General features: G+C 55.5%; 19 protein-coding genes. 11 read left to right on the top strand and 8 right to left on the bottom strand.

What is annotated here, in order from left to right; genetic code table 11:
• The first annotated feature begins 1 nt into the window (after position 1).
• Together SG26_RS00785 and lpdA are read left to right on the top strand one after the other, a co-directional pair.
• Positions 2 to 1,534, top strand: a complete 1,533-nt coding sequence (locus SG26_RS00785) for a dihydrolipoamide acetyltransferase family protein (RefSeq protein ID WP_050036577.1) — start codon at positions 2 to 4, stop codon at positions 1,532 to 1,534.
• The gene (gene lpdA, locus SG26_RS00790) at positions 1,534 to 2,967 is read left to right on the top strand and encodes a dihydrolipoyl dehydrogenase (RefSeq protein WP_050036578.1); all 1,434 of its coding nucleotides are present in this window, start codon (positions 1,534 to 1,536) and stop codon (positions 2,965 to 2,967) included. The genes SG26_RS00785 and lpdA overlap by 1 nt, the downstream gene beginning before the upstream one ends.
• Before the next feature lie 2,186 nt (positions 2,968 to 5,153).
• On the opposite strand, the gene rdfA is transcribed toward lpdA, so the two are convergent.
• Together rdfA and SG26_RS00805 are read right to left on the bottom strand one after the other, a co-directional pair.
• Complete coding sequence (rdfA, locus tag SG26_RS00800; protein ID WP_050036579.1) at positions 5,154 to 5,768, bottom strand: rod-determining factor RdfA; 615 nt, start codon at positions 5,766 to 5,768, stop codon at positions 5,154 to 5,156.
• Positions 5,769 to 5,896: 128 nt separating this feature from the next.
• The gene (locus tag SG26_RS00805) at positions 5,897 to 6,781 is read right to left on the bottom strand and encodes a universal stress protein (RefSeq protein ID WP_050036580.1); all 885 of its coding nucleotides are present in this window, start codon (positions 6,779 to 6,781) and stop codon (positions 5,897 to 5,899) included.
• 355 nt (positions 6,782 to 7,136) lie between these two features.
• Between SG26_RS00805 and SG26_RS00810 the strand changes: the two genes are divergently transcribed.
• From SG26_RS00810 to SG26_RS00835, 6 genes are all read left to right on the top strand, one after another.
• Positions 7,137 to 7,427 (top strand): DUF211 domain-containing protein, encoded by a 291-nt coding sequence (locus SG26_RS00810; protein WP_008308452.1) that lies wholly within the window; start codon positions 7,137 to 7,139, stop codon positions 7,425 to 7,427.
• A 6-nt stretch (positions 7,428 to 7,433) separates the two neighbouring features.
• Positions 7,434 to 8,015: a VIT1/CCC1 transporter family protein gene (locus SG26_RS00815; protein WP_050036581.1), complete on the top strand. Its 582-nt coding sequence runs from the start codon at positions 7,434 to 7,436 to the stop codon at positions 8,013 to 8,015.
• Positions 8,016 to 8,088: 73 nt separating this feature from the next.
• Positions 8,089 to 8,478: a MauE/DoxX family redox-associated membrane protein gene (locus SG26_RS00820; RefSeq protein WP_008308456.1), complete on the top strand. Its 390-nt coding sequence runs from the start codon at positions 8,089 to 8,091 to the stop codon at positions 8,476 to 8,478.
• 556 nt (positions 8,479 to 9,034) lie between these two features.
• A complete protein-coding gene (locus tag SG26_RS00825) occupies positions 9,035 to 9,385 on the top strand; it encodes a hypothetical protein (RefSeq protein WP_023842930.1) in 351 nt (116 codons plus the stop codon).
• A 146-nt stretch (positions 9,386 to 9,531) separates the two neighbouring features.
• Entirely contained in the window at positions 9,532 to 10,440 is a 909-nt protein-coding gene (locus SG26_RS00830; RefSeq protein WP_014030842.1) for a hypothetical protein, read from the top strand.
• Between the two features lie 164 nt (positions 10,441 to 10,604).
• On the top strand, positions 10,605 to 11,633 hold the full coding sequence (locus SG26_RS00835) for a hypothetical protein (RefSeq protein WP_014030841.1): 1,029 nt from the start codon (positions 10,605 to 10,607) through the stop codon (positions 11,631 to 11,633).
• Between the two features lie 89 nt (positions 11,634 to 11,722).
• On the opposite strand, the gene SG26_RS00840 is transcribed toward SG26_RS00835, so the two are convergent.
• Positions 11,723 to 12,196, bottom strand: a complete 474-nt coding sequence (locus SG26_RS00840) for a hypothetical protein (RefSeq protein WP_014030840.1) — start codon at positions 12,194 to 12,196, stop codon at positions 11,723 to 11,725.
• 81 nt (positions 12,197 to 12,277) lie between these two features.
• Between SG26_RS00840 and SG26_RS00845 the strand changes: the two genes are divergently transcribed.
• A complete protein-coding gene (locus tag SG26_RS00845; protein ID WP_014030839.1) occupies positions 12,278 to 12,979 on the top strand; it encodes a hypothetical protein in 702 nt (233 codons plus the stop codon).
• A gap of 70 nt (positions 12,980 to 13,049) precedes the next feature.
• Here SG26_RS00845 and SG26_RS00850 read toward each other — a convergent pair whose 3' ends face one another.
• A complete protein-coding gene (locus SG26_RS00850; protein WP_228841623.1) occupies positions 13,050 to 13,814 on the bottom strand; it encodes a hypothetical protein in 765 nt (254 codons plus the stop codon).
• Between the two features lie 539 nt (positions 13,815 to 14,353).
• Here SG26_RS00850 and SG26_RS00860 point away from each other — a divergent pair.
• Both SG26_RS00860 and SG26_RS00865 read left to right on the top strand, forming a co-directional pair.
• Complete coding sequence (locus SG26_RS00860) at positions 14,354 to 15,202, top strand: hypothetical protein (protein ID WP_050036583.1); 849 nt, start codon at positions 14,354 to 14,356, stop codon at positions 15,200 to 15,202.
• A gap of 1,074 nt (positions 15,203 to 16,276) precedes the next feature.
• Entirely contained in the window at positions 16,277 to 17,182 is a 906-nt protein-coding gene (locus tag SG26_RS00865) for an NAD(P)/FAD-dependent oxidoreductase (protein ID WP_050036584.1), read from the top strand.
• A gap of 14 nt (positions 17,183 to 17,196) precedes the next feature.
• On the opposite strand, the gene SG26_RS00870 is transcribed toward SG26_RS00865, so the two are convergent.
• From SG26_RS00870 to glnA2, 4 genes are all read right to left on the bottom strand, one after another.
• Complete coding sequence (locus tag SG26_RS00870; protein WP_050036585.1) at positions 17,197 to 18,387, bottom strand: ABC transporter substrate-binding protein; 1,191 nt, start codon at positions 18,385 to 18,387, stop codon at positions 17,197 to 17,199.
• A 38-nt stretch (positions 18,388 to 18,425) separates the two neighbouring features.
• Positions 18,426 to 20,249, bottom strand: a complete 1,824-nt coding sequence (locus SG26_RS00875; RefSeq protein ID WP_050036586.1) for an IucA/IucC family siderophore biosynthesis protein — start codon at positions 20,247 to 20,249, stop codon at positions 18,426 to 18,428.
• Positions 20,250 to 20,251: 2 nt separating this feature from the next.
• Positions 20,252 to 21,643, bottom strand: a complete 1,392-nt coding sequence (locus SG26_RS00880) for a diaminobutyrate--2-oxoglutarate transaminase family protein (protein ID WP_050036587.1) — start codon at positions 21,641 to 21,643, stop codon at positions 20,252 to 20,254.
• Positions 21,644 to 21,780: 137 nt separating this feature from the next.
• Positions 21,781 to 23,130, bottom strand: coding sequence for a gamma-glutamylputrescine synthetase (glnA2, locus tag SG26_RS00885; protein WP_050038223.1), 1,350 nt, complete (start codon positions 23,128 to 23,130; stop codon positions 21,781 to 21,783).
• Between the last annotated feature and the right edge of the window lie 3 nt (positions 23,131 to 23,133).

Here is a 23,133-nt window from a genome sequence, read left to right on the forward strand (position 1 = left end):
CATGGTCCGTGAATTCGAACTCCCCGATGTCGGTGAAGGCGTCGCCGAGGGCGAACTGCTTCGCTGGCGGGTTGCGCCGGGCGACGCAGTTTCGGAAGACCAGCCAGTAGCGGAAGTCGAGACCGACAAAGCCGTCGTCGACGTCCCGTCCCCCGTCGACGGTGTTGTCGAAGAACTCCGTGCCGCGGAAGGTGAGACAGTCCCAGTCGGTGACGTGATTATCGTCTTCCGGGTCGAAGGGGAAGACGAACCGGACGGAACTGAAACGCCTGCAGACGACGCCACTGCGGACAGCGGGCACCAAACCGACGACGAAGCACCAACACAGCCAGCCGAAGAGACGCAGTCAGAACCAGCGGTGACACAGCACGTCCAAGTCGCTGCTTCGCCGTCTGTGCGGCGTCTCGCCCGTGAACTGGGCGTCGATATCTCCAGCATTGCGGACTCGTCTCCGGGGCGTATAACGGAGTCGGATGTCCGCGCGTACGCGAACACGGACTCTCACTCCTCGACGCAGGCGCAGTCAAACCAGCGGACCGCCGCCGCGAAGCAACAAAAACAGCAAGCAACTTCGACGCAGTCTGTCAGCCCAGTTCAGGCGAGAAAAACGGCAGACCGGGAGACGACGGTGGCCGTCCCGAAAACCAGACACGTCGCAGCGGAGGAAGGGGTCGATCTCGACAATGTCCCAACTGATGAACGAAAGGACGGAGAACCCTTTGTCACGCTCGAAGCGGTCCGAGAGTACGCAGAGGCCCAACAGCAGGCACAAAAAAAGGATCAAGAAGCGGTAGCCGAGAGGGCAGCGGCTGACGAGCCGGCGCGCCCGGAGTCTCGGACGCCGTACAACGGGATCAGGCAGACGATCGGAGCCGCGATGACGGAGTCGAAATATACGGCCCCGCACGTCACTCATCAGGACGAGGTCGATGTGACTGCGCTGGTCGACGCTCGTTCGACCCTCAGACAGGAGGCCGAGGAGCACGATATACGACTGACGTACATGCCGTTCGTGATGAAAGCGTGTGCCGCGGCCCTGCAAGAGAACCCACAGGTAAACATCTCCCTCGACGAAGCAAACGAAGAAATCATCGAAAAGGAGTATTACAACATCGGTGTTGCAACGGCGACTGATGCCGGGTTGCTGGTTCCCGTTGTCGAGGATGTTGATGCGAAAGGCCTGCTCGAAGTCGCATCGGAAACTAACGAAAAAACCCAGAGAGCGAGAGAACGGAGTCTGTCGCCGGAGGAGATGCGTGGCGGGACGTTCACTATCTCGAACATCGGCGGGATCGGCGGAGAGTACGGAACACCGATCATCAATCAGCCGGAAAGCGCCATCCTGGCACTGGGAGAGATCAAAAAGAAGCCACGGGTTGTCGAAGCCGATGGTGAAGAGACGATAGAACCCCGTCATGTGATGACACTATCGCTGTCGTTCGACCACCGAGTACTCGACGGCGCAGACGCCGCACGGTTCACGAACTCCATACAGAAGTACCTGCGAAATCCAAACCTGCTACTACTAGAATAATGGTCGTCGGAGATGTCACTACCTCGACTGACGTACTGGTTATTGGCGCGGGCCCCGGCGGATACGTCGCCGCAATCCGCGCTGCACAGCTTGGTCTCGATGTCACTCTCGTCGAAAAAGGGGCGTACGGGGGAGCCTGTCTCAACCGTGGCTGTATCCCCTCTAAAGCGCTGCTAAACGGTTCAGACCTGGCATCGGAGGCGGGCCAGGCGGAGGAACTGGGGATTTACGCGGACCCAACAGTTGCGCTCGACGAGATGATGAGCTGGAAAGACGGCATCGTCGACCAACTAACGAGCGGTATCGAGCAGCTGTGTACGGCAGCCGGCGTGAATCTGCTGAAAGGGACTGCCGAATTTGCTGCTGAGAACAAGATCAGAATCGTCCATCAGGGAGAGGGGCAGGGCTCTGAATCGCTGAAATTCGACCACTGCATCATCGCAACGGGGTCCCGGCCGATCGAAATTCCGGGATTCGACTTCGATGACGAGCCCATCGTCTCCTCTGCTGGCGCTCTGAACTTCGAAACGGTACCCGCCGAACTCGTCATCGTCGGAGCCGGATACATCGGCATGGAGCTAGCGACAGTCTACAGCCGACTCGGGAGCGACGTCTCGGTAATTGAGACCCTTGAGCAGGCACTTCCCGGCTATCAGGAAGACGTTGCCTCGATAGTCCGACAGCGAGCAGCACGTCTCGGCGTCGACTTCCACTTCGGGTACACGGCGGACAGCTGGGCAGAGTCGGACGGTGAGACCGTCCTGACTGCTGTCCCCGCCGACGAGGCGGCGCACGATAGCGATATCGAACTCACTGCTGACAAAATACTCGTTGCCGTGGGTAGACGCCCGGTGACTGACACGCTCGGTATCGAAGCTGCCGGCGTCGAAACCGATGCTCAGGGGTTCATTCCAACGGATAGCAGATGCCGGACGAACAAGGAGCACATTTTCGCGGTCGGCGACGTTGCGGGTGAGCCGATGCTGGCACACAAGGGCTCGAAAGAAGGGGAAGTCGCAGCGGAAGTAATCGCTGGCGAGCCCGCCGCAGTCGATTATCGGGCACTCCCGGCTGCGGTGTTCACCGATCCGGAAATCGGAACCGTCGGGCTGACGGAGCACGAAGCTGCGAACGAGGGTATTACTCCAGTTACAGGTGAGTTCCAGTTCCAGGCGTCTGGACGGGCACTAACAGCGAACCGGACAGAGGGCTTTGTCCGAATTGTCGCCGCAAAAGAAACCGAACGTGTGATCGGTGCACAGATCGTCGGTCCGGAGGCATCCGAGTTGATTGCAGAAATCGCAGCCATGATCGAGATGGGTGCAAAGCTTCAGGACATCGGCTCCACCGTCCATACCCATCCAACATTAAGTGAAGCGGTAATGGAAGCCGCACAGAATGCGAGAGGGAAAGCAATACACAGACAAAACTGACTGGTCAATATTGACGCCTTAGAACCCAGATCTACGACCAAAACCGTTCAATCTATACCCATTTGTGGCCTATCCGATGCTGTTTACTGAAACGAAACGACAACTCGGGAACAGAACCCACCCTGAGTGACCGCTACGTTCTTTTGTGGGTACAGGTCGAAGCTATAGTAGCCATTGAAAATCAATGCACACCTGATCGAACGACGGCAGTGTGGTCAGTGTGTACATCGTTGCAATTGTTACTGTAGTCTCCAGCGTCGGACACCAGATACGTTCCAGATTCAGTCGTTCGCGACTGTTTGGCTTGCGGCGCCGTCACTGGCACTCAGCTTGCTCTCCTCTTCTTCGGGTCTCGGTACGTCTGTTGGAAGGTTTTCGTACAGAATTCCTTTGCTCGCGTTGTAGCATGTCATGCGATGTCATGGCTGATGGAAACATATAAAACCGTCCCTTATTCTGTACCGCCGAATATTAACATTTCGAGAATATTTATATATCGACCAATTTTCCAGAACGAGATTATAGAGTATTTGTTTGGATTCGGTGTCAATACCGATATATACGACCTGTTTTTTGCGCTGAAAGTTCAGCTATTGTCTCGTATGCTATCATTTCCTGTCATCTGTCTTTTCTATGTTGTCGGATACAACCCAAAAATCTTGGATTGTATGCTATATCGTTGTAGACCTAATATTTGTTCTGATCGCAATCCAAACAGGTATGTTAGATATCTGGGTATTGTGATGTCATGCATTCCTCTTCACAGAAGAAATGCTCCGTTATCTCTCCGTCCGGATCACGTATCGTAACCGCGCTGAACTTCATCTGTTCGCTGATCACTTGTCCACAGTAATCACAGCGGTAGTTCGGTGACCCATCGACCAAGACTCGAGTTGATTTGTTTTGGATATTCAGTTCGGTAGCGGCCGTGTTGCCGCTGGCTTCCATAGCGCACCGAGCAGTTGCTAGTGACTGCTCCGCCTCAGTTTGTCCATTCATCGTTTGTATCGATTCGTTGTTGACAGGGGTCGGACTCGTTCCGTCGACTGTTACACATTACTCTGGATCGCTCTTGTCGCTTTACCACCGTTTTCCGCCTATGCCGGGTTACTGCCCGGACTGGGGTGGGCTACGTGGGGTATCGGAGAGAAAGTGTAAAAAACGTATAACCGGACGTTACAGCCGCTAATTGGCTCGCTTTCCGGGGCGGTTCTACCGTTTTGGTACCCGGTTCCATACCTCCCAGTACGGAACTTCCGTATTTAATCATTTGGTTAGTCCCTATTAGCTTCGTCACTGAGATAGGGCGCTCACAAACTCGAAGCAAGCTATAGTAGCCATTGAGCATCAATGCATACCTGGTCGCCCGACAGCAGTGCGATCAGTGTGTACATCGTTTCAATTGTTACTATAGATGTCTTGGAGTGATGGCTGCTGCAGGCCACGGCTACGTTGTGCAGTCTCGCTGGACTCACAGGTTTGGGCCAGTTATTTTCGTTGGGTGTGAACGCCACTCACGGAACTATTAAGTGTACATCCATTAAAGATAAGGACATGAATCCGGGCGCTGACTGTACGGCTTGGCAGGCAAGCCCGCTGTCCCGGCACTTGATCGGTGCAGACCCCATCACATCCGGTTTCGCGTTTTTTACATTTTTCAAATTTTAAACTGACGTAGACCACCACAGTGCGGGTAAACGCCGGCACACAGGTGGAAAACGTCGGTCCTGGCTGGTTCCCAAACACCAGCCGACGGTTTTCGGGTCGCGATGACCCATCTCACGAAGCGCTGCGACACCAACTACAAACCCATAATCAGCGACATCATGAACGCACAAAACACGCAGGAGTACCGTAGCCAACAATCAGCAGACATCGCAAACGCGGACCGAGCGCGGAGTGCAGCCCCCGAAAGCGTTGAGAGCCAATCTATCAGGGTCGTAATTAGCTCGATTGAAACGCGACACTGCGATCACTGCGGCGCATCAATTGACGACAACGTCCGGTATCGTAATGTCACGACCAGAGATAGTGCTGGCAACGTCTCGGAATACGCGTTCTGCGGTGTCGACTGTAAGACCGCTCGGTTCCCGAGGCTCGGCTGACCGCCGGCTGGCGTGGCGCATTGTCGGTTTACAGGACCATACTGGGGTTTTGGCGTCGGTTCGATAATACGGTCCGAGTCCTCACGCGGATTGACAGTCGCAGCCACCCTGTTCCAGAAACGCTACAATATCGTAGCTATGGCCGCAGTCCTCACACAGCACCTGCACCTCGTTGATAACGTTGAAATCGCCTGCCGAGATGGCGTCGTTCTTTTCGAGGCTCTCGATAGTCTGCCTCGTTACAGCGGTGGTTCGGCCCCGAAGCCGCTGTATTGAGTCGATGGCGTTTTCTTTCCGTTCTGCGGGCGTCCGCTCGGGTCGGGCCGCCCCACGGTCGTTCTTGAGATAGCGATACACCGTCTGGTGGGAGATAAAGTCGTCCATCACCGATTCGATATCGACCCCGCTCTGTTCGAGACGGGAGCGTATGAGCGGGGCGTCCGCGTCATCTTCGCGAAGTGATTGATAGACCTGCTGGATGTCGCCACTCAATGTCGGTGCGTCGCTCCCCTCGATGGCGGACTCGAGCACCGACTGATTGAAGTAGTCCGCGAGGTCTCGGGTACTTTCTTCCTCCCCGTCGGCGCCGACCCACCGATCTTCGAGTTCTGCACCCATCCCGACAAGATCGTATTTTCGAATTACGGCATCCACCTTGTTCGTTCCCCCTCCGGACTGTGAGTCGTCTGCGGTCATGATCCGATTTACCTGAACGCCATAGTTACTAAACACTCCCGCATACCGGGAGGTTTGGCGAGGTCCCTCATGCGGAGAGCTTTATCAGGCCCGTGCTCTGGTATGTGTCGGCCGATTCACGGGCTGAGCTACTCATTTGGTGCGGATTCAGGCTCGCGAACCCACGCCACCGGAACTGGGGACTGCCGGACAATTTTGGCGCTGACACCACCCATGACGTACCTGCTGAAGTCAGTCTGTCCGTGGGTCCCCATGATCGCGAGATCGACCTCGTTCTCGTCGATGTAGTCGCAAATCACCTTCGAGGGGGTTCCGTGTTCGATGACGCTGGTGACCGAGTTGAGCGACGTCTCCTCGACTTTCTCGGTCGCTTCGGCCAGAATCTCATTTGCCCGCTCAGTCAACTCCCCTTCTTTCAGGACGGAGCGTGCATCCGGTCCGAGACCGCCGGTCTCGACAACGTGAAGCAGGTGGAGCGTTGCTCCCGTCGCCTTCGCGACATCGATCCCCTCTGCCACTGCGAGTGCTGCGCCACGGCTTCCATCCGTCGGGACGAGGACGTGCTTGGGTGGATACACGAGTGGTCGGTCTTCGGCAGGGTTGACCGCAACGACGGGAACCGCTGCCGTATTGATGACGCGTTCGGTGACGCTTCCGAGCAGGATTCGCTTGAGCCCGCGCCGTCCGTGCGTCGGCATAACGATGCAATCGATGTCGGACTGTTTGCTGTAGTCGACTATCGTCTTGTGCGGGTCACCCTGGAGGACCGCAGAGACGACAGGAACGCCTTCATCTTTCGCATCCTGTGTGGCTTCCGCCACGATGCGCTCCCCTTCTGTTTCGAGAACGTCGATGACCTCTCCACGAATCGTGGTGACGCTGTCTCGGCCGGTGTCGGCGACGTTGATAACGTGAATCGTCGCCTCGTGTTCGACTGCGATCTGTATTGCGTACTCACGGACCGATTCTGCGGCGTCACTTCCGTCGGTTGGGAACAGGATAGTGTCGTACATAGTGGCGTGCTGGAATGTGGATCAGCTATCTGGGTCGCGGGGAGCGTGTCGGGTTGTCCGTAGGCGGGTCCCTATCTTCGCACTCCCTGATTGTGGCTTCTGCGTCCTCGCGTACTCTGTGCCGTTGCCTACGCATCAAAGCACTCGCGCCGGTATGGTTTCAGAGACATTGTATTCGGAGGCTGTGTGGCGGACTACGCAGTGACGTCTAATAATATCTCGCCCACCGGAGCGCTCTCCAGCCATCTGTGGCTGGGACACACAGGGGATTGCTCTACGCCCCCACCAGGGCTGGCGCGTCGACAGGACGGTGCTGACACACATTTTTAAGCCAATCCCCCCACCGTATTGAGATATGGCAGCAGTCCGGCGCCTCGTTATCGATGTACTGAAACCCCACGATCCGCCCCTGCTGATGTTCACCGATCAGCTGGCCGAAATTGAGTGCGTCGAGGGCGTCACTTCGTCTCTGATCGAACTAGATCAGGAAGTGCAAAACGTCAAGCTCACCTTCGAAGGCGAAGAGCTGGACTTCGAGGCAATCGAAGAAACGATCGAAAACCTCGGCGGGTCAGTCCACTCTGTGGACCAGGTTGCCTGCGGTGACAGCGTCGTGACGGACCGACGGACGTTACAGGATGCCTGACGCGCCGTGACGTCCATTCGACAACTCCTCAGGCGTCTTCTCGGGAAGGAGGACGTCCTCGCAATCTCGCGCCGGTACTTCATCTCGAACGGCTTCGACGGGACGCTGACGTGCATCGGCATCATCGTCGGCGCTGTCCTTTCGGGAGTTTCAGATGGCTCCACTGTCATCAAAATCGGACTGGGCGCGGCAGTCGGTCTCGGGACGTCTGCGGTCTGGAGCGTCTGGGAAATCGAACGTGCCGAAACCCGGGCCGAAATCAGACGTATCGAGCGAGCGATGCTCAAAGACCTCGACGATACCCGCGTTCAACGCGACCAGAGCGGTGCCCGCTTCGTACACGCCATGATGAGCGGCCTGGGGCCACTCATCGGGGTTCTGATTCCACTGACACCGTTCGTTGTCGCGGGGACCGTTGTCACAATGGTAGAAGCCGCACTCATCTCGGTCGGCCTGGGTATCGGTGTGTTGGGTGCGTTCGGCGCTTACATGGGCTCGATTTCGGGTCAGCGGTGGTACGTTGCCGCAGCGCGGATGGGACTCGCCGGCTTGGTCGTCGCAATTCTTAATCTCTTTCTTCCGGGGTGAGAGGCCGAGACTCCGTTCTCACTGGAGGACAAATCCCAACTTGCTTTCCACTGGTCCCCATACACGGTAGTAGATGCGTGTTGGCTTGCGACAGTTCAAACGGCCGTTGTGCTACGTGATGGCGCTCCTGTATGTCGTCGCGGGAGGATTGCATTTCGTCGTGCCGGAACTATACGTCCAGATCGTGCCACCGGTCTTGCCGGCGGCACTTGCGCTGGTGTATCTGTCCGGCGTCGCGGAAATCGCTGTCGGGCTCGGCCTGTTGGTGCCCCGGACGCGTTCGTACGCCGCGTGGGCGACGATCGCATTGCTCGTCGCGATCTTTCCCGCGAACGTCTATATGGCTGTCTCCATGGTCACTATCGAGGGGACGGGTGGCGGCGATCCCTCTGTGTTGGTCCGCTGGGCACGGTTGCCGCTGCAGGGCGTGTTGATCCTCTGGGCGTACTGGTACACCGACTGAGCGTGGCGAAAGCCCCGAGTGACCGGGCTGAATCGGTCGTATTTCATCGTCTGTGACGGATTTGATCGACGCCGTCGTCGCCGGTTGTGGGACGAAGCTGTCGGCGTGGACGTGACCGGTAGCGCCGCTGGGTCGCAACGATCGAATCGGTCGATGCCACTGTTGTCCCTACGAATATCGCCATATAGTGTGAGACGCCGAGGACTGCCCAACAAGAACCAGAGGGCCGCTCACCGCCATCATCAGAACCGTGCCGAGAGCCAGAACAACCGCGAGCGACCGCCATTTTTCAGCGGATATCCGCCTGGCAGACGCAACGCGACGCCCGTGTCCACGACGGCGGAGTCGTCCGTGAAGGGGACACACGGCACAGATGCCATCTGGCTTCTTGCGCTTCCAAGATTCCGGGGAGCTGCTTTGCCAGATTAGACATGAACAGGTACCGATTGGGAACCAGTATATAACTACACTACATGTGAGAGCACATTAATGACATCGCGATGCACTGTCAATCCATAAGACATATTCGTAACTGTAGCATAGGTACAATGTCGACATGCCCTCCAGTAGTCGTAAACTTCTGTCGACGAACAGTGAACAGTGGCGTCTGGCGAACGAAGACCTCCACATCAGAAACACCACCGATACCAAACATGATGTCCGCATAGAAATATACGACAGCGAGGTGTGTTGTCATAGAGCCCACTATCAGCTCTTGTCGGGCCAGTCCGGCTGTTCGGTCAACTTGCTACAGGCTGGCTGCTACAGGGTTAAAGCCGTTCTCGATAGACAACACGAATCAGTCGCTGCCGTGACAGTCTCCGACGAACCTGAACGGACTATCTTCGTCCACATTCAGAACGACGGGATCACCATCAAGGAAGGAGTGACGCCCTCACGCCCCTGAACCAGCGTGTCGCCGCTCCCACTCGCCCCCCGCAGGTAGGATCGAACGAAATAGGGTAAGCCATCTTTAACACCCATCGGGACCAAATAACAAACGGAATGAGCTCTGCATCTACATCGGACAGGTCCCCAGAGTCTGCCGACTCAGTGTCGGGCTATCGCGACACGCTTGCGTCGATTTATTACGAATATGTCGGCGAACCAGCTAAAGAGCGAGATATTTACGTTGGGTTCGGACTCTTTTTTGCCGGAGTTACGCTTGCCATCGTCGGATTCTGCCTCTTTCTGTACAGTAACGTTCTGGAGCCCGGGAGCGCACCGTACTGGCAGATTCGTGAGGTTGCGCTCGTCGTTGGGTTCGTCGGACTGCCCTCCGTGCTGTTGAGCGTCGTCGTACTCCTCCCAGTCGGTTTCAAGACCCGGGTCGTCAGTGCCGCCGGCACGTTGTTCTGTCTCGCCGCAACGATAATTCTGGTTAATGTCTTTCCGTATGGGTGGACGAACAGTGGCGGAGTCAACGGCAGCGTCTGGACGATCAGCGTTTACGCCACTGGCTTAGTCATGCTTGCGGCCTCAACAGGAGCGGCGCTGGTTGCACACTACCTCGAGAAAGCGGCAACCCCAAGCGACTCAACTGAACCAGTCGAGTCGGCCGAGAGCGAGTCTGAATCTGTCAGCAAAGCAGATGTGGACGACGATATCGAACAGGCACTAGACGGAGCGGAACTATCGTGGGGTGGTGTCGAACAGCAGCCCAAAACTAAGCGGCTAAATCTGGATATGCCAGAAACGGACTCTGACCTCGATCGGACGGCTATCGAGAATTCCGAGGCGACCACGACACGAGCCGACAGCAATGACGTTGATGACGCAGTAGATGGGCTCAGACAGCTACAGGGTGGCCAATCAAAGACAGAACGAAGCACCGGTACCGAAGAACAGGTCGACGCTCTCACGCAGTTTCGAAATGAGCAGGCCGAAGATGACGATGTGGAAACCGGTGTCAAAGAGCAACGAAGCATTGTTACCCGTCTTCGGTCGTTGTTATTTGAATAGACTGTCTGCTCACCACAGACACTCCGCTGTTGTTCTCTCGTTGCGTGGGGTAACCCGGAGTAATATGTTCCTACGAACCAGTCCGTCTGTTTTCATAAATAAAATGTAACCTATTGCAACAAAACAGGATAGTTTTTTCAACTTGGTGGGAGGAATACAACTGTATGCCCCAAGGTCTCGATGTCGGTACGATGAACCTCCTGTCTGCACGCCAAGATGGTAACGAAACAGTATTTGTGCAGCAGCGGAACTCCTTCGTCGAAATTGACTACAGCGACATGGCCGAACAGATGCTGTCGAGAAGTGATGTTCTCCACATCCGCAAGGATGATCGCGTCTACATCGTTGGCGATGACGCCCTGAATTTCGCGAACATCTTCAGTGAGGAGACACGCCGCCCGATGCAAGCCGGGATTCTCTCGAGCGACGAGCAATCAGCTATTCCGATGATTAAGCTCATCACGGAACAGGTGGTTGGACAGCCGGAGTTCCCGAATGAACGCCTGTTTTTCTCGGTTCCCGCGGACCCAATCGATGCCGATGTCTCGACGCTATATCATCAAAAGACGATTGAGTCCCTACTCACTGATATGGGCTACAGCCCGGAACCGATCAATGAAGGGATGGCCGTCATCTACTCCGAGCTTGCCAACCGTGAGTTCACTGGCCTCGGTATCAGCTTCGGCGCCGGGATGACCAACGTCTGTCTGTCGTACTATGCAGTCCCCGTAATGAAGTTCTCCATCGCACGCGGTGGCGACTGGATCGACGAGCAGGCTGCACAGGCGACTGGCACGCCCGTCGATAAGGTCACCTCGGTTAAAGAAGAGGACTTCGCACTCAACTTCGAGACGGACGTCGGCGGTATTGAAGGTGCACTGAGTATCTATTACGATAATCTCCTCGACTATGTCATCGAGAACATCATCAGTGAAGTCGATGAGGAAGATGTCGAGGAGGGACTGGATGTCCCGGTCGTCGTGACTGGTGGGACATCCAGTCCTGACGGCTTCGAAGAGTTGTTCGCCGAACGGATCAACGAATCCGAGATACCGTTCTCAATCAGCGACGTCCGCCAAGCCGAGAATCCGCTGTATAGTGTCGCACAGGGCGCACTCGTCGCAGCGCGGTCGGAAGAAGAGCGCGAGGGGCAAAACGAGCAGGCCGAAGAATCTGACACCACCGCCGAGTAACGGTTGGTCTCGAATAGAAGCACTGCTCGCCGGCGTCAGCCGGAACATTCTACTGGTCCCCGTCCAGACAATACAACTGACGTCGGACGCTACTCAGTTTCGTCCCCGTTTTTGTCGGCTTCAGTTTCCGTGTCTTGGCTATTCTCGTCGTTCTCATTAGATTTGGCTGTAACCTTCCCGCTCTGTTCAATTTCGTTCTCGTCGATAACACGGTTCAATTCGTCAACAGCGTCCTGTCGGAACCTGTTAGCAGCAGACCCAAGAGAGACTCCCACCGCGACACCAGCCTGTTCAAGCGAGAACTCTGGTCGGTCTGTGGGCTCGTCCCTTTCGGGAATCGGGACGCTGGGTGTACGGCCGGTGTTTTCGGGTTTACCGGGGTTAGAATCAGGATGCTCGTTGAACCGAGCGAGAGCGAACTCCCAGGACTCTGGGGGGGAGGCCTCGTTGTGATGCGACGCAGAGATGTCTGCGAAGCCGCACGATTCACAGACGATAGCTGTCTGGTCAGCGGTCGCAAGCGTATACGTGCTGAGATCGGATTCGCAGCGGGGACACCGCATACTAGACCATGCGTGCCTCTGCTATACAATGGTTCCGTCAGGTATCGCCGTCCAGGGAACGAGTTATGAGATGGGCGACCGATGTTGGAGGTGATGCCGGAGATCGAGATTACGGACACACAACAGGATGACTTGACGACGATTCGGGAGGATCTCGAAGACGCGTTCATCGAGACGTACGGGCACATTCGTACGCAAGATGTCGTTGACTACCTCCTCGATACATACACACCGCCGGACCAGCTGGAAGACGAGCAAGGCCTGAGCCGTACCGACTACGAGCGACTCGCCTCGGCTGAGTATCCGGAACTTCAACACATCGCCTCCGAGGTGCCGGACGTTCCCGGTAGCGGTATTGAGGCCGATGAGATGCGAGGAAAACTGCTCGCAGCACTTGGAACGAGTGAACTTGCGGATCGCCTCGCGGATATCGAACCTGAAAAAAGAGCGAACGAGGGGGGTGAGGAGGCGGCCGCCGGCCCACCTAGGCCAGGGGACACGCCAGACGACGGACGTGACGTCGCACAGAACGGTACGCCGACACAGACCACACCGTCAGCCGATACCATCGAAAGCGCCGACGCGGCCGAGTCGAACGCGGCAGCTGACGACACTCCGAGTGATACTCTTTCCGCTGCCAACCGTTTGCTAACCGAACATGACGAGAAGTGGACCCGGTCAGACGAGACCGACGAACCATACGAAGTCACACTTCCCGACGGTTCAACGGTGAGCGCCCGGACGAAAGACGACGTCCGAAAACTGCTGTTTCAAAACTACTGAGTACACTCTCCTCGCGAAAACACTGTCTGACGTCGACTATCTCTCCACGAGGGTACGTCCCATCGAGCGCCTACGACTCACCATCCGATACGTCCTCGAGGTAGCCGACCCGACACTGTGGGCAAACGTCACCGGGAAAGAACGACGATTCACTCGCGGGGAGTTCGAACTCACACCTCGGACACTGATACGTCGGAACCGAGTCGCTTGTGGTATTCTTTGAGCGGTCCGCCGTATACGACTGCTCGTCTCGACCGTTTCCTATACCCGGTTCTTCGGGGGTTTCAGAAGACGGTTCTGCCGTGTCTGTAGCAGCATCATCAATGAGGACTGCATCGTCGTTACTTGACGGCGTGTCGCTGTCGTCATCTGGTTCCTGTGTCTCCGACAGTATCACGGCGTCATCAGTCGTTTCCAGAAGCGCCGATTCGGTCACCGCCGGTGACTCGTCACTCGCCGCCACATCTGGAGATGTTTCTGCCACATTGTCTGACACGGCCATCGTTGATGCGGGTGGCTCGGTCGGTTCCGTTTCGTCCGCTGCCTGCACCGGATCTCTCGCTTCGGTCTCGACCTCCGCGTTCTCTCTCACCCCCGCTGGCCCCTTGTTTTCGGTTCTGTGTTCGACTTCTTCCGACCGCTCGCCATTCGCTTTCGATTCCTCTGTGGTGGATATCAGGCCTTGGTTCTCAGAGATATTTCGGATATGCTCACAGCGCTCGCAAGACTTGTATTCCCGAACAGTTAGAACAGTGCCCCGCTTACCTTCGTCGTACGACTCCTCTATCGTCGACTCCCCGAAGTCGTGTCCAAATACCTCACAACGCAGTCCCATGCACGGCCATTTACGTCGTACGATTAAGAATGTATTCACCAGCAATGACATCTTTGTCGCGTTAGCCGCGGGCGGGAACGTGTCTGTGACCAGCCTCGCCCCGTCGCTAAAGTAGTTGTCAAACCCGTTTACTTGCGCTCAACCCCATATTGATTCTGGAACCACTATGAGGAGAGCAAGGAAGACAACGAGGATACCGAGACCAAGTATTCGCAGTACCCCTGCCGAACGTTGTCGGCTCGGAGGAAGAGATTCAGCTAACCCAGAGAACGCAAACGCGATACCCAAAAAGAGCATGTTGTGAGGGCCGTTGAGTACAATACCGAAATACACCCACCCAAGGATGCAAATGAACGAGAAGAGTGAGAATAAGAGGCCCTTCCGTCGTCCGTCTGGTTCACGAAACAGCATCCGTTGAACTGCCTCCATACGTCCTACCAGAAGTTTGACCCGCTAAAGAGTTCCCCTGTGTTGACTGTAACTGAATTAGCATAGATCACTGCCGAGGATTTTAACAACCCCGGGAGTACGCGACAACAATGGGGTTTACAGAGAAGTTCGATGCTGCAGAACCGACACATAGGCTCGTCTCTCGGAGTCTATCCGGTGTTAAGGACTGGGACGAACTCGGCGGTGTGACAGTCGAGAACCGGGCGATTCGCGTTCTGATGGACTACGGAACCGTTGTCCACCTAGAGCTTGAGCCAAAACACGGTCAATTTGAGACGGTACAACGGGAGCTAGTGCGGGTTCCCGACTCGAAATGTATGTTTGTCCGTTCGGATCACGAATTTCGAGCGTCGCTTCCTGAGGACCGGGTGGTGATTGAGTCAGTACTCGAAATCCCGGACGGTGATACTGACGTGTGGACGGACCGTCTGTTCTACTTCGACGAATTTGCAGTCTTGACCGACCAGTCGTGGCTGTATCGCTCAGTACCGCATGAGACCCATATCCGAGAAATCAACGCGGGTGGACACGAGGGAGTAATTGAGGAATTGAACGAGACACTCGATCCGGTACGAGGTTCGGCTGTTGTCCCGTTTGGCGGGCTTGTCTCTTGGACAACTGACGATACCACGTATGATTTGAAATGGGACTCGCTGTATTGCTCCAATAAAGAGAAGAGCGCATCATATGATTTGGAACGACTGAAGCAGGTGACTGTGCTGTTTTCTGAGGATAGCCTACGTCTCGATTGGAAGCCGGTATCCCAGGAGTCGTTACTTCGTCGAACGGTTTGGCGAGTCCTGAATCCGGAGAGTGCCACTCCACCAGCACACGTCGAGATTCCTGCCGGTGAAGACGGAGAGAAGATACTGGAGGCGTTCCGTCAGCTACGTGAGAAACTTGGATATGAATATAGCGTTGAGACTGCTTCGGATTAGCACTCCTGATCAGTTAGCATCAATAATTGGTTCGTCTGTACTGACCAGTTCATGCCACGAGTAGTTGTCCCAGAGTGGTGCCCTCCGACGGTCGGATTTTGTGGCCCTCTGCTGGCCGAGCGAGTATGATTCCGCCACAGATCGGTGTCGGCGTGATTGTTGCAACGCTTGAGCAAATCCGTCAACGCGGACACAGCGCTCACACGAACTCCCGAGACTGAGCCAACCTTTCCCGTACGACAAAAATATGACGACTTTGATTCTTTCTGAATGCTTGAAAGTGACATTATGAAAGTATATATGAGAAGGTAATAGTTTCTCCTGTAATCAGTAGAACCACCGATCAGTAGTTCTACCTGTAGGCCGTCCTCAGAACGGCTATCCCATTCTGATGGGCTGGACAAAAGCGCACGCTCATAAACGCTACGAGTCCGAAAAGAAGCAATATTCTCCATAGCGGTTGTCTTTGACCATGACAACAAATCACACAGAAATCCTTCTCCAAGGACTAGAGCAAAACACATGGCGAGCCTCTGTGTTTCTCGTATGTAATACGAAACATCCCTGAGCTTTACTTCAACAAGTTTGGACCATCCCTGATAGCACACTATGGAAATCGGACTACTGTCAAATATATAAGCTAAAACACAGGACAAAGAAACTCTCCGTTTTCATATGTTTGTGACACGACGAACCGACCACCGCTGGAAATTGGCTTTAGAATATCTTGCTGACACATCCCTCTAAACTAAACACTACCAGTTGACCGTCCACAGCAAGCTTACAGTGCTTGCCGTTGAACTCAGTACTTCAGATATAGTAACAATTGAAACGATGTACACACTGATCGCACTGCCGTCGTGCGATCAGGTGCGCATTGATTTTCAATGGCTACTGTCGGACCGTGTCGGGTGACGCTACCGCGGCACCCTTCTACAGCGACAGCTCGACGTGGCCCACAACTCCCAATACTAAGTTGAACCCCTCACAGAAGTACTGGCTCCGGAAAACCCTCTTGACAGATAATAAATAGCAAATCGAAGAATTTTACTTTTAGGCCAGCCTAATCCACTCATGTCGAAGAAGTCTCGAAAGGTCGTGGCTGGAGAATACGACGTTGTTATTGTTGGCGGAGGAGTCGGAGGGATTACAGTTGGTGTTTTTACGAGTCGATACGGACTCTCCACACTAATCCTAGATCGTGGTCGGTCATCACTGGGCCGGATCGCACATCTGGAGAACTTTCCTGGCTTCCCTGGCGGAATCGATACGCCAACATTCCAGAAACTTTTGCACGCACAAGCCGAGCGAGTCGGTTGTGAAATCACGCGTGAGAAGGCTGTAGAAGCAAGCCAGACAGAAGACGGCTTTCGTATTGAGACTGAAACGGGTGACGAGTATGCAACTGAATCGCTCGTCGCGGCAGCAAAGTACGGGCGAGAGTGGCTCGAAACACTTGACGAGGGAGAATTTCTGGGGGACGACGGGGGAGTCGATATCAATTGGGAAGAGCACAAACGCTACGGTCGAACATCGGTAGATGGACTCTATTTTGCTGGTCGACTTGGGACGGCTGAGGACCAAGCTGTGGTCGCCGCAGGACAAGCGGGCGAGACTGCGCTCGGACTGATCCATGACGTGCGGCGTGATGAGGGCTTGCCCGAGGATCTCGCAACTCACTACACTGACTGGGTGTTCGTTCAAGGGTCTGTCATCGACGGTGATTGGGAAGCACACGTCCGGAAGGAGTTCCCGGAACGGGTTGGAGACGCCGACCTCTCCGAGGCACGTTTCGATGAGCTACAGTCACAGTACGTCGAGCGGAAGGTGGAGCAAGCGATCTCACCATCCGAACAGCGCAAACGGCGTCGGGATGGTCACCGGCATCTCGTAGAGCACATCGACGACGATGCGGTACTTGAACGGGCCGAGGAGATCAAAACGGAACGGTCGTCTGGACTGGACGACGAGCGACAGTAGTTTGAGACCGGACTCTAGAAAGCCCCGTTGACGATGTCCGCGACGCGCTGCCGGTCAAACAGTTCCGTGTCGTCCGTCACGTCCCCGAATACGTCGGGGTAAATCTGTTTTGCGGCCTGTTCGGTCAAAAACAGGTTGTGGATCGGTCCCTGATGGAGGTATCCGCCACGATAGACGCGACCGTTCTTGACGGCCGTCAGTTGGCTACCGACCGGATGATCTTCCATATATGCGAGGATGGTATTTCGGAACTCCTCGACCGACATCTCGGCGAAATTCCGGAACAGAATCACGTCCGGGTCCAAATCGAGTAGCCCTTCGTAGTCGAGGTCCATGTTCCCCGTAGTGCTCTGATTCTCGATGTCCGTCCCGCCAAGTGCGTCGCTCACGCCGAGGTCACGCCACTGCTTCTTACTCGTTCCCTGGTCGTTGAGCCGGTACGGTGTGAACTCATCTGGTTCCTGCGTGACACCGTACGTAAGGAAGACATTCGGTCGCTCATCGGCTGTCGGGAGTTGGCTCTGTATGTCCGCAATGAACTCGTCGTGGAGTTCTTTGAACGCCGCATAGCGCTCTTGTTCTTGGAACACCTGTGCGACCTTTTCGAAGGCCTCGTACAACGTGTAGTACCGGTAGTCGTGCCAGTCGTCCGATCTTCGGAAGATCAAGTTCCCCACGAACGGGGCAACGTTCGTGGTAATTTCCTTGATGTCCGACTCATCCCAGTCGAACCAATTAATGAGCATTTGCGGATCGTATAGGTGGACATCGTTGTCAAGTTCGTAGAATTCTTCCTTTGTCCGGACCTCTGGATAACTCTCGATAGGTTCGGTATCGATCTCCACGCCTGGTATTTCGTTGTACAGATGTGTGTAGTATCGGTCAGCACCTCCGATACCGGTCATGCCGTCGGCTTGGCCCAGTGCGACCCCCATATCAGCGTAGCTACCGTCGTAGGCAATCCATTGATCAGGAGTTGAGTCGAACTCTACCTCACCTATCGGTTCCATCGTTACCGAATAGTTAGTAGATTCAGTAGCGGTCTCAGTTGATTTCTCCGTTGTATTATTGGCCGGAGTGGATTGAGAGTCAGATCCAAATACACCGGCACAGCCCGCCAGCAATCCGCTGCCTGTAGCAACTCCGCCGTACTTGAGGACATCTCGCCGCGTTGGTGTTTCCTGGGAACCGTTATTGCCGTCCATACTTTTAGGCCAGCCTAATCTCACTTAACGTTGGCGTTTTAGGACGGCCTAAAAGGCGTTGTGAGTGGATTCGCTATTTCGACGTAGACCGACTCGTCATCTAAAGTCGAATCCAGTTCGTCATATCCCTCGAACCTCGTAAACAGGTTCCCCTTGCATGGTATTTGATCGCTGTCGAGTAGTACTGAGAGAAGGTCGGAGGTTGCGGGCTCGATCTCCACAAGAGACGCTATCTCTTCGCGGAGAACCTTTAATAGCGTAGTTTCATCAGCAGCCCGGCCGACACCCAGTGCGTTAATCACACCGAATGCATTGTTGATGAATAGATAGTATCTCAGGCAACGGTCAATAATTTCGTCGGAGCAAACGGTTTCTACCCGATTTTCCAGGCCGGGAATCCAGCTATCGACCAGATCGTACCGTGATCTGGGGAAGCAGTATCCACCGTTGTCTCGATAGAACCCTTCCTTTGGCCAGCCGTCCTCATCCAGTCGAACTACAGTGTTTTGCTGATGAGCTTCCAGTCCGACACCAAGCTTGAAGTACGACCACACAACAGGGTGAATTACGGTTCTCAGATACTGACGGAACCACTCACGGGCTACTTTTGACGCCGGACGACCCTCCCGCTGTGCTATTCGCTGGATGATCTGTGAGACCCACGGTGGCTCAGACGGTCGATCCTGACAGAGCGCAACGACGGTAGCAGTATTCTCCGTAGAAATGCCTCTGAATGGGTTTTCTCGAAGAATCATCTCGAACCCCGATTCGCTTCCGGAGCCGACATCGATTGTTGCAGCAGCAGCGTCTGCCAATATCGAGAACTGCGGATGAGCATCACTGAGCCGATCGGCGTACTCTGTAGTGAGAAGCTCGGCAGCGGCGACTGCTAACCGAAGTTTCGACCGCGGTATTGTTCTCTCGGCGTTCGTTATCTCTATGGCTACCGAGGATTTGACCATATAGGGAGTTTCGGGGCTCCATAGCGTCCGAACAGAAGAGGTAGGATAGAATGTGGGACCGAATTCGCCAAGATCGATCAGGTGTCCCGTGTCTATTACATCCGCCACGTATTGTCGTGAGCGTAGGGCGTCAGCCTGCCACGGATGGACGGGAATAAGTAACTTTCCATCGTTGAGAGCAGACTCTGCTCGCTGCGGGATCATACTGTTCGCTTCGCGGAGTCCCGACGAGATCCACTGGGTTGCACTCTCGTCGTGTGCCGACCATTGTGAAACGATCTCGGCATCAGCGGCAAAGTAGTCGAGCTGAAACGAACCACGGAGTTCTGGTGCATACTCGGCAACCTCGTGCTCCGCGATTCCCTCACGGCTCTTTGGAGTCGGATGGAGGTGGTGACCGTAACAGAGCGACTGTTCTGCTCGAATGAAAGTGGGGAGTTTCTCCAAGTGAGCAGCGTTGTCACTGCGTTCACGAATGAATCGCTCTATTTCGCGCTGTGAGACAAGGATACGTCGCAGTAAATCGGTCGCCTCGGTTGTATCTGCTCCCGTTGACAACATAATCTCGCGGCGGATAAACGCAGCCAGCGTTCCAGCGTCTACTGTAGAAGTCTGGCCCTTTTGACGGACGTGTATCGGAAGGTGAAATATGTGTCGACCGGTTTCAGAGTCGTATCGAAGCGCTGCATACACCGCAACCTCCTGTTGTGTGAATGGTACGTAAAGGATGGATTCAGTACTGTGAACCGACACGGGAGCCTCCGCACCGGAAATGATCCGTCCATTACCGGTCTCCCGGTGATAACAGTTCAGTAGTGCATGCAGGGTAGCTGATTCAGCGTGCTCTGCTGGCGTTTTGCAGTTTGCTCCGAGCCCCTGTGACCTCTTCCTGTCGCTCATAATTATATCCCGGCTGTTTCGTCTATCGCCGCTTCGACGGCTTCGGTGAAACGAACGGCAATCTTGTTCACTTGGTTCTGGTCGATAGTGAGTGGCGGCAGGAACCGTGCGACAGCTGAGTCACGGCCACCGGTTTCGATGACGAGTCCGCGATCAAAACACTCCGCCTTCACCGTCGACGCAAGTTCGCTGTTTGGCGGGGGAACCTCTCCATCGTCAGTGTCCACCGTCTGGTCGACAAACTCTACACCGAGCATCAACCCACAGCCACGTACGTCACCGATCGCATCGAAGCGGGCGTTTAGCGAGTCGAGTTCCTCTCGAAGCTGCTCGCCCATCTTCGCTGCGTGCTCGTCAAGGTCGTTTTCTAATACGTGCCGTATTGTTACTCGGCCGGCGGCCATTGCAAGCTGGTGCCCGCGGAACGTTCCGGCATGAGCGCCAGGTTCCCACACGTCGAAATTCTCATCGTAGACAACAAGCGCCAGTGGGAGACCGCCGCCGACCGCTTTCGAGCAGGTAACGATGTCCGGAGTGATTCCTGCGTGTTCGAACGCCCATGTCTCACCAGTGCGGCCCAGACCGGTCTGGATCTCGTCAACGATCAGCGGAACGTCGTTTTCACGCGTCATTCGGCGGAGCTTCCGCAACCACTTGTCGGGTGCCGGATTGACGCCGCCCTCTCCCTGAACGGGTTCGACGATCGCCGCCGCAGGGTCGGTGACGCCGCTCTCGGAGTCAGCGATCACTCGCTCTACAAATCGGCTGATAGATTCGTGTTCACCTGCCTTCAGCCCGAACGGATGACGGTATGGGTCCGGGTATGGTAGGTGGTGGACGCCTGGCATAAGCCCCGGAACTGCCTCTTTCGCATCGGTGTCTCCCATAAGGCTGAGAGAACCATTAGTCATCCCGTGATACCCGCCCTGAAAGCCGAGGACGCTTCGGTTGCCGGTCGCAGTTTTCGCCAATTTCAGTGCGGCCTCGACGGCGTCAGTTCCTGCCGGGGAGCAGAACTGTACTTTTGCCGTGTCCGAGAACTCGTCCGGGAAGCTCTCGAATAGCGCGTCCACGAACGCTTCCTTCTCAGGGGTCGTGATATCTAATGTGTGGAGGGGCCGGTCCTCGGCTAGCACTCGCTCCACCTCCGAAACCACGTCTGGATGGTTGTGTCCGAGGGCTAGCGTCCCGGCTCCAGCCAAGCAATCGATGTACTCGTTTCCGTCGGCGTCGACAAGTATCGCACCTTTGGCTCGTGCGACTGCGAAGGGAAGTGTTCGTGGATACGTCCGCGCGCTGGACTCTCTATTCTCTTGGCTCTGCCGTAGTTGGGTATTAGATTGCTCGTATCTTCGGTGCGGGATTCTCCCTGAACGGCTGGATTCTCGATACATGCGTTTTTTAGGCTAGCCTAAAAACACAAAAGCCTGTCGGGTGATTGAAAAATGGCGGTGAAATCTGACAGCCGGAATTTTATTCTACATCGCTACAGTGAATGAGGTGGCAAGGGTCTGTGTTAAGCGGTAAGAGCCTAATACACGCTTCGTAGGTGCTCCATCTCCCACGATTGTGCGCTGTCGTACGCGAACTGGCGCCAGTGACTGCGTTTTACCTGTACATATGTTTCGAACAACGCGTCACCGAGCACGTCCCGCAACACGTCGTCGGACTCAAGTTCGTCAAGCGCCTGGCCAAGCGTCCGGGGCAATCGCTCGACACACTTTTTAGACCGCTCCTCCGCAGTGAGATTCCCTGGATCAACGGAGAGTGGTTCGGGAACCTCCAGACCCCGATCAACACCGTCGTATCCAGCCCCGAGAAGTCCCAGCAAGCAGAGATAGGGGTTCACCGTATTGTCCGCACCACGGAATTCCAGTCGTAACGAGTTCCCACTCTGATCGCCCGCGTTAAGCGCCGGGACGCGAACCAAAGCCTCTCGGTTCTCCTGTCCCCAGCAGACGTACCCTGCTGCACCGTTCTGCGGTCGTAGTCGGGCGTACGAGTTGGCAGTGGGGGCTGCAAGGGCTGTAAGTGCTGGTGCGTGCTCTAGCACACCGGCAATGAATTGCTTGCCTATCCGGCTCAGGCTCCCATCCCCAGAGTCGTAGAACTGGTTCGTCTCCCCGTCCCAGAGTGAAACATGAAGGTGGCAGCCATTCGTCGCGTTATCAAACGGCCTAGGTAAGAACGTGGCCCGGTATCCATCAGATCGGGCGACGCTGTCGACCGTCTCACGAACGAGGACGTGCTCATCGGCCGCACGGAGTCCAAACTGGTGACCTGTCACGATTTCGTGCTTTCCGGGGGCGTACTCTGGATGGTACTTTTCCACAACGACGTCTTGTTCCTCGAGAGCATCGATAGCTCGGAGGATCGTCCCGTGTGTTTCGCGCGTGCTTTCTGTAAGATATGCGCCGGGCGAACCGATAGTCTGGTCGCCGCCTTCTGGGTTCCGCTCAAACAGATGGAACTCGCTCTCGAAGGAGACTCGTGGCGACAAGCCTTTACTCTCGAGGGTGCGCGAGAACGAACGGAGGGACGAACGAGCGTCAATCGTCCAGGGATTCCCGTCGAGCGTTTGTATGTTGCAAAACATGACTCCTGTTCGCTCCGCGTAGGGAAGGGCTCGAAACGTGTCTGGGTCCGGACGGAGCCGAACTTCCCCGACAGTCGTGAGATGACCGTCCTTGTTTCTCCGCCCGACCGCGTTGTACATTTGAATCAACTGTGAGACGGTCGTTCCGTTTTCGATTGCTTCGTCCAGTTTGGCCGTGTCAACAGTTTGCGCGCGAACTGCGCCGCTCTGTGTGACGAAGAGCAACCGAACAAGGTCGATATCTTCCTCTGCACATCGGGACTGGATAGCTGGTTCTTTTGTCATCAG

Source organism: Haloarcula sp. CBA1115 (assembly GCF_000827835.1).
In the GTDB taxonomy this organism is placed as follows: Archaea; Halobacteriota; Halobacteria; order Halobacteriales; family Haloarculaceae; genus Haloarcula; species Haloarcula hispanica.

What these genes read in the sequence shown, in the direction of transcription:
- SG26_RS00785 (WP_050036577.1), top strand. Translation starts at nt 2, where the DNA reads ATGGTCCGTGAATTCGAACTCCCCGATGTCGGTGAAGGCGTCGCCGAG.
- lpdA (WP_050036578.1), top strand. Translation starts at nt 1,534, where the DNA reads ATGGTCGTCGGAGATGTCACTACCTCGACTGACGTACTGGTTATTGGC.
- rdfA (WP_050036579.1), bottom strand. Translation starts at nt 5,768, where the DNA reads ATGACCGCAGACGACTCACAGTCCGGAGGGGGAACGAACAAGGTGGAT.
- SG26_RS00805 (WP_050036580.1), bottom strand. Translation starts at nt 6,781, where the DNA reads ATGTACGACACTATCCTGTTCCCAACCGACGGAAGTGACGCCGCAGAA.
- SG26_RS00810 (WP_008308452.1), top strand. Translation starts at nt 7,137, where the DNA reads ATGGCAGCAGTCCGGCGCCTCGTTATCGATGTACTGAAACCCCACGAT.
- SG26_RS00820 (WP_008308456.1), top strand. Translation starts at nt 8,089, where the DNA reads ATGCGTGTTGGCTTGCGACAGTTCAAACGGCCGTTGTGCTACGTGATG.
- SG26_RS00825 (WP_023842930.1), top strand. Translation starts at nt 9,035, where the DNA reads ATGCCCTCCAGTAGTCGTAAACTTCTGTCGACGAACAGTGAACAGTGG.
- SG26_RS00835 (WP_014030841.1), top strand. Translation starts at nt 10,605, where the DNA reads ATGCCCCAAGGTCTCGATGTCGGTACGATGAACCTCCTGTCTGCACGC.
- SG26_RS00840 (WP_014030840.1), bottom strand. Translation starts at nt 12,196, where the DNA reads ATGCGGTGTCCCCGCTGCGAATCCGATCTCAGCACGTATACGCTTGCG.
- SG26_RS00845 (WP_014030839.1), top strand. Translation starts at nt 12,278, where the DNA reads ATGTTGGAGGTGATGCCGGAGATCGAGATTACGGACACACAACAGGAT.
- SG26_RS00850 (WP_228841623.1), bottom strand. Translation starts at nt 13,814, where the DNA reads ATGGGACTGCGTTGTGAGGTATTTGGACACGACTTCGGGGAGTCGACG.
- SG26_RS00860 (WP_050036583.1), top strand. Translation starts at nt 14,354, where the DNA reads ATGGGGTTTACAGAGAAGTTCGATGCTGCAGAACCGACACATAGGCTC.
- SG26_RS00865 (WP_050036584.1), top strand. Translation starts at nt 16,277, where the DNA reads ATGTCGAAGAAGTCTCGAAAGGTCGTGGCTGGAGAATACGACGTTGTT.
- SG26_RS00870 (WP_050036585.1), bottom strand. Translation starts at nt 18,387, where the DNA reads ATGGACGGCAATAACGGTTCCCAGGAAACACCAACGCGGCGAGATGTC.
- SG26_RS00875 (WP_050036586.1), bottom strand. Translation starts at nt 20,249, where the DNA reads ATGAGCGACAGGAAGAGGTCACAGGGGCTCGGAGCAAACTGCAAAACG.
- SG26_RS00880 (WP_050036587.1), bottom strand. Translation starts at nt 21,643, where the DNA reads ATGTATCGAGAATCCAGCCGTTCAGGGAGAATCCCGCACCGAAGATAC.
- glnA2 (WP_050038223.1), bottom strand. Translation starts at nt 23,130, where the DNA reads ATGACAAAAGAACCAGCTATCCAGTCCCGATGTGCAGAGGAAGATATC.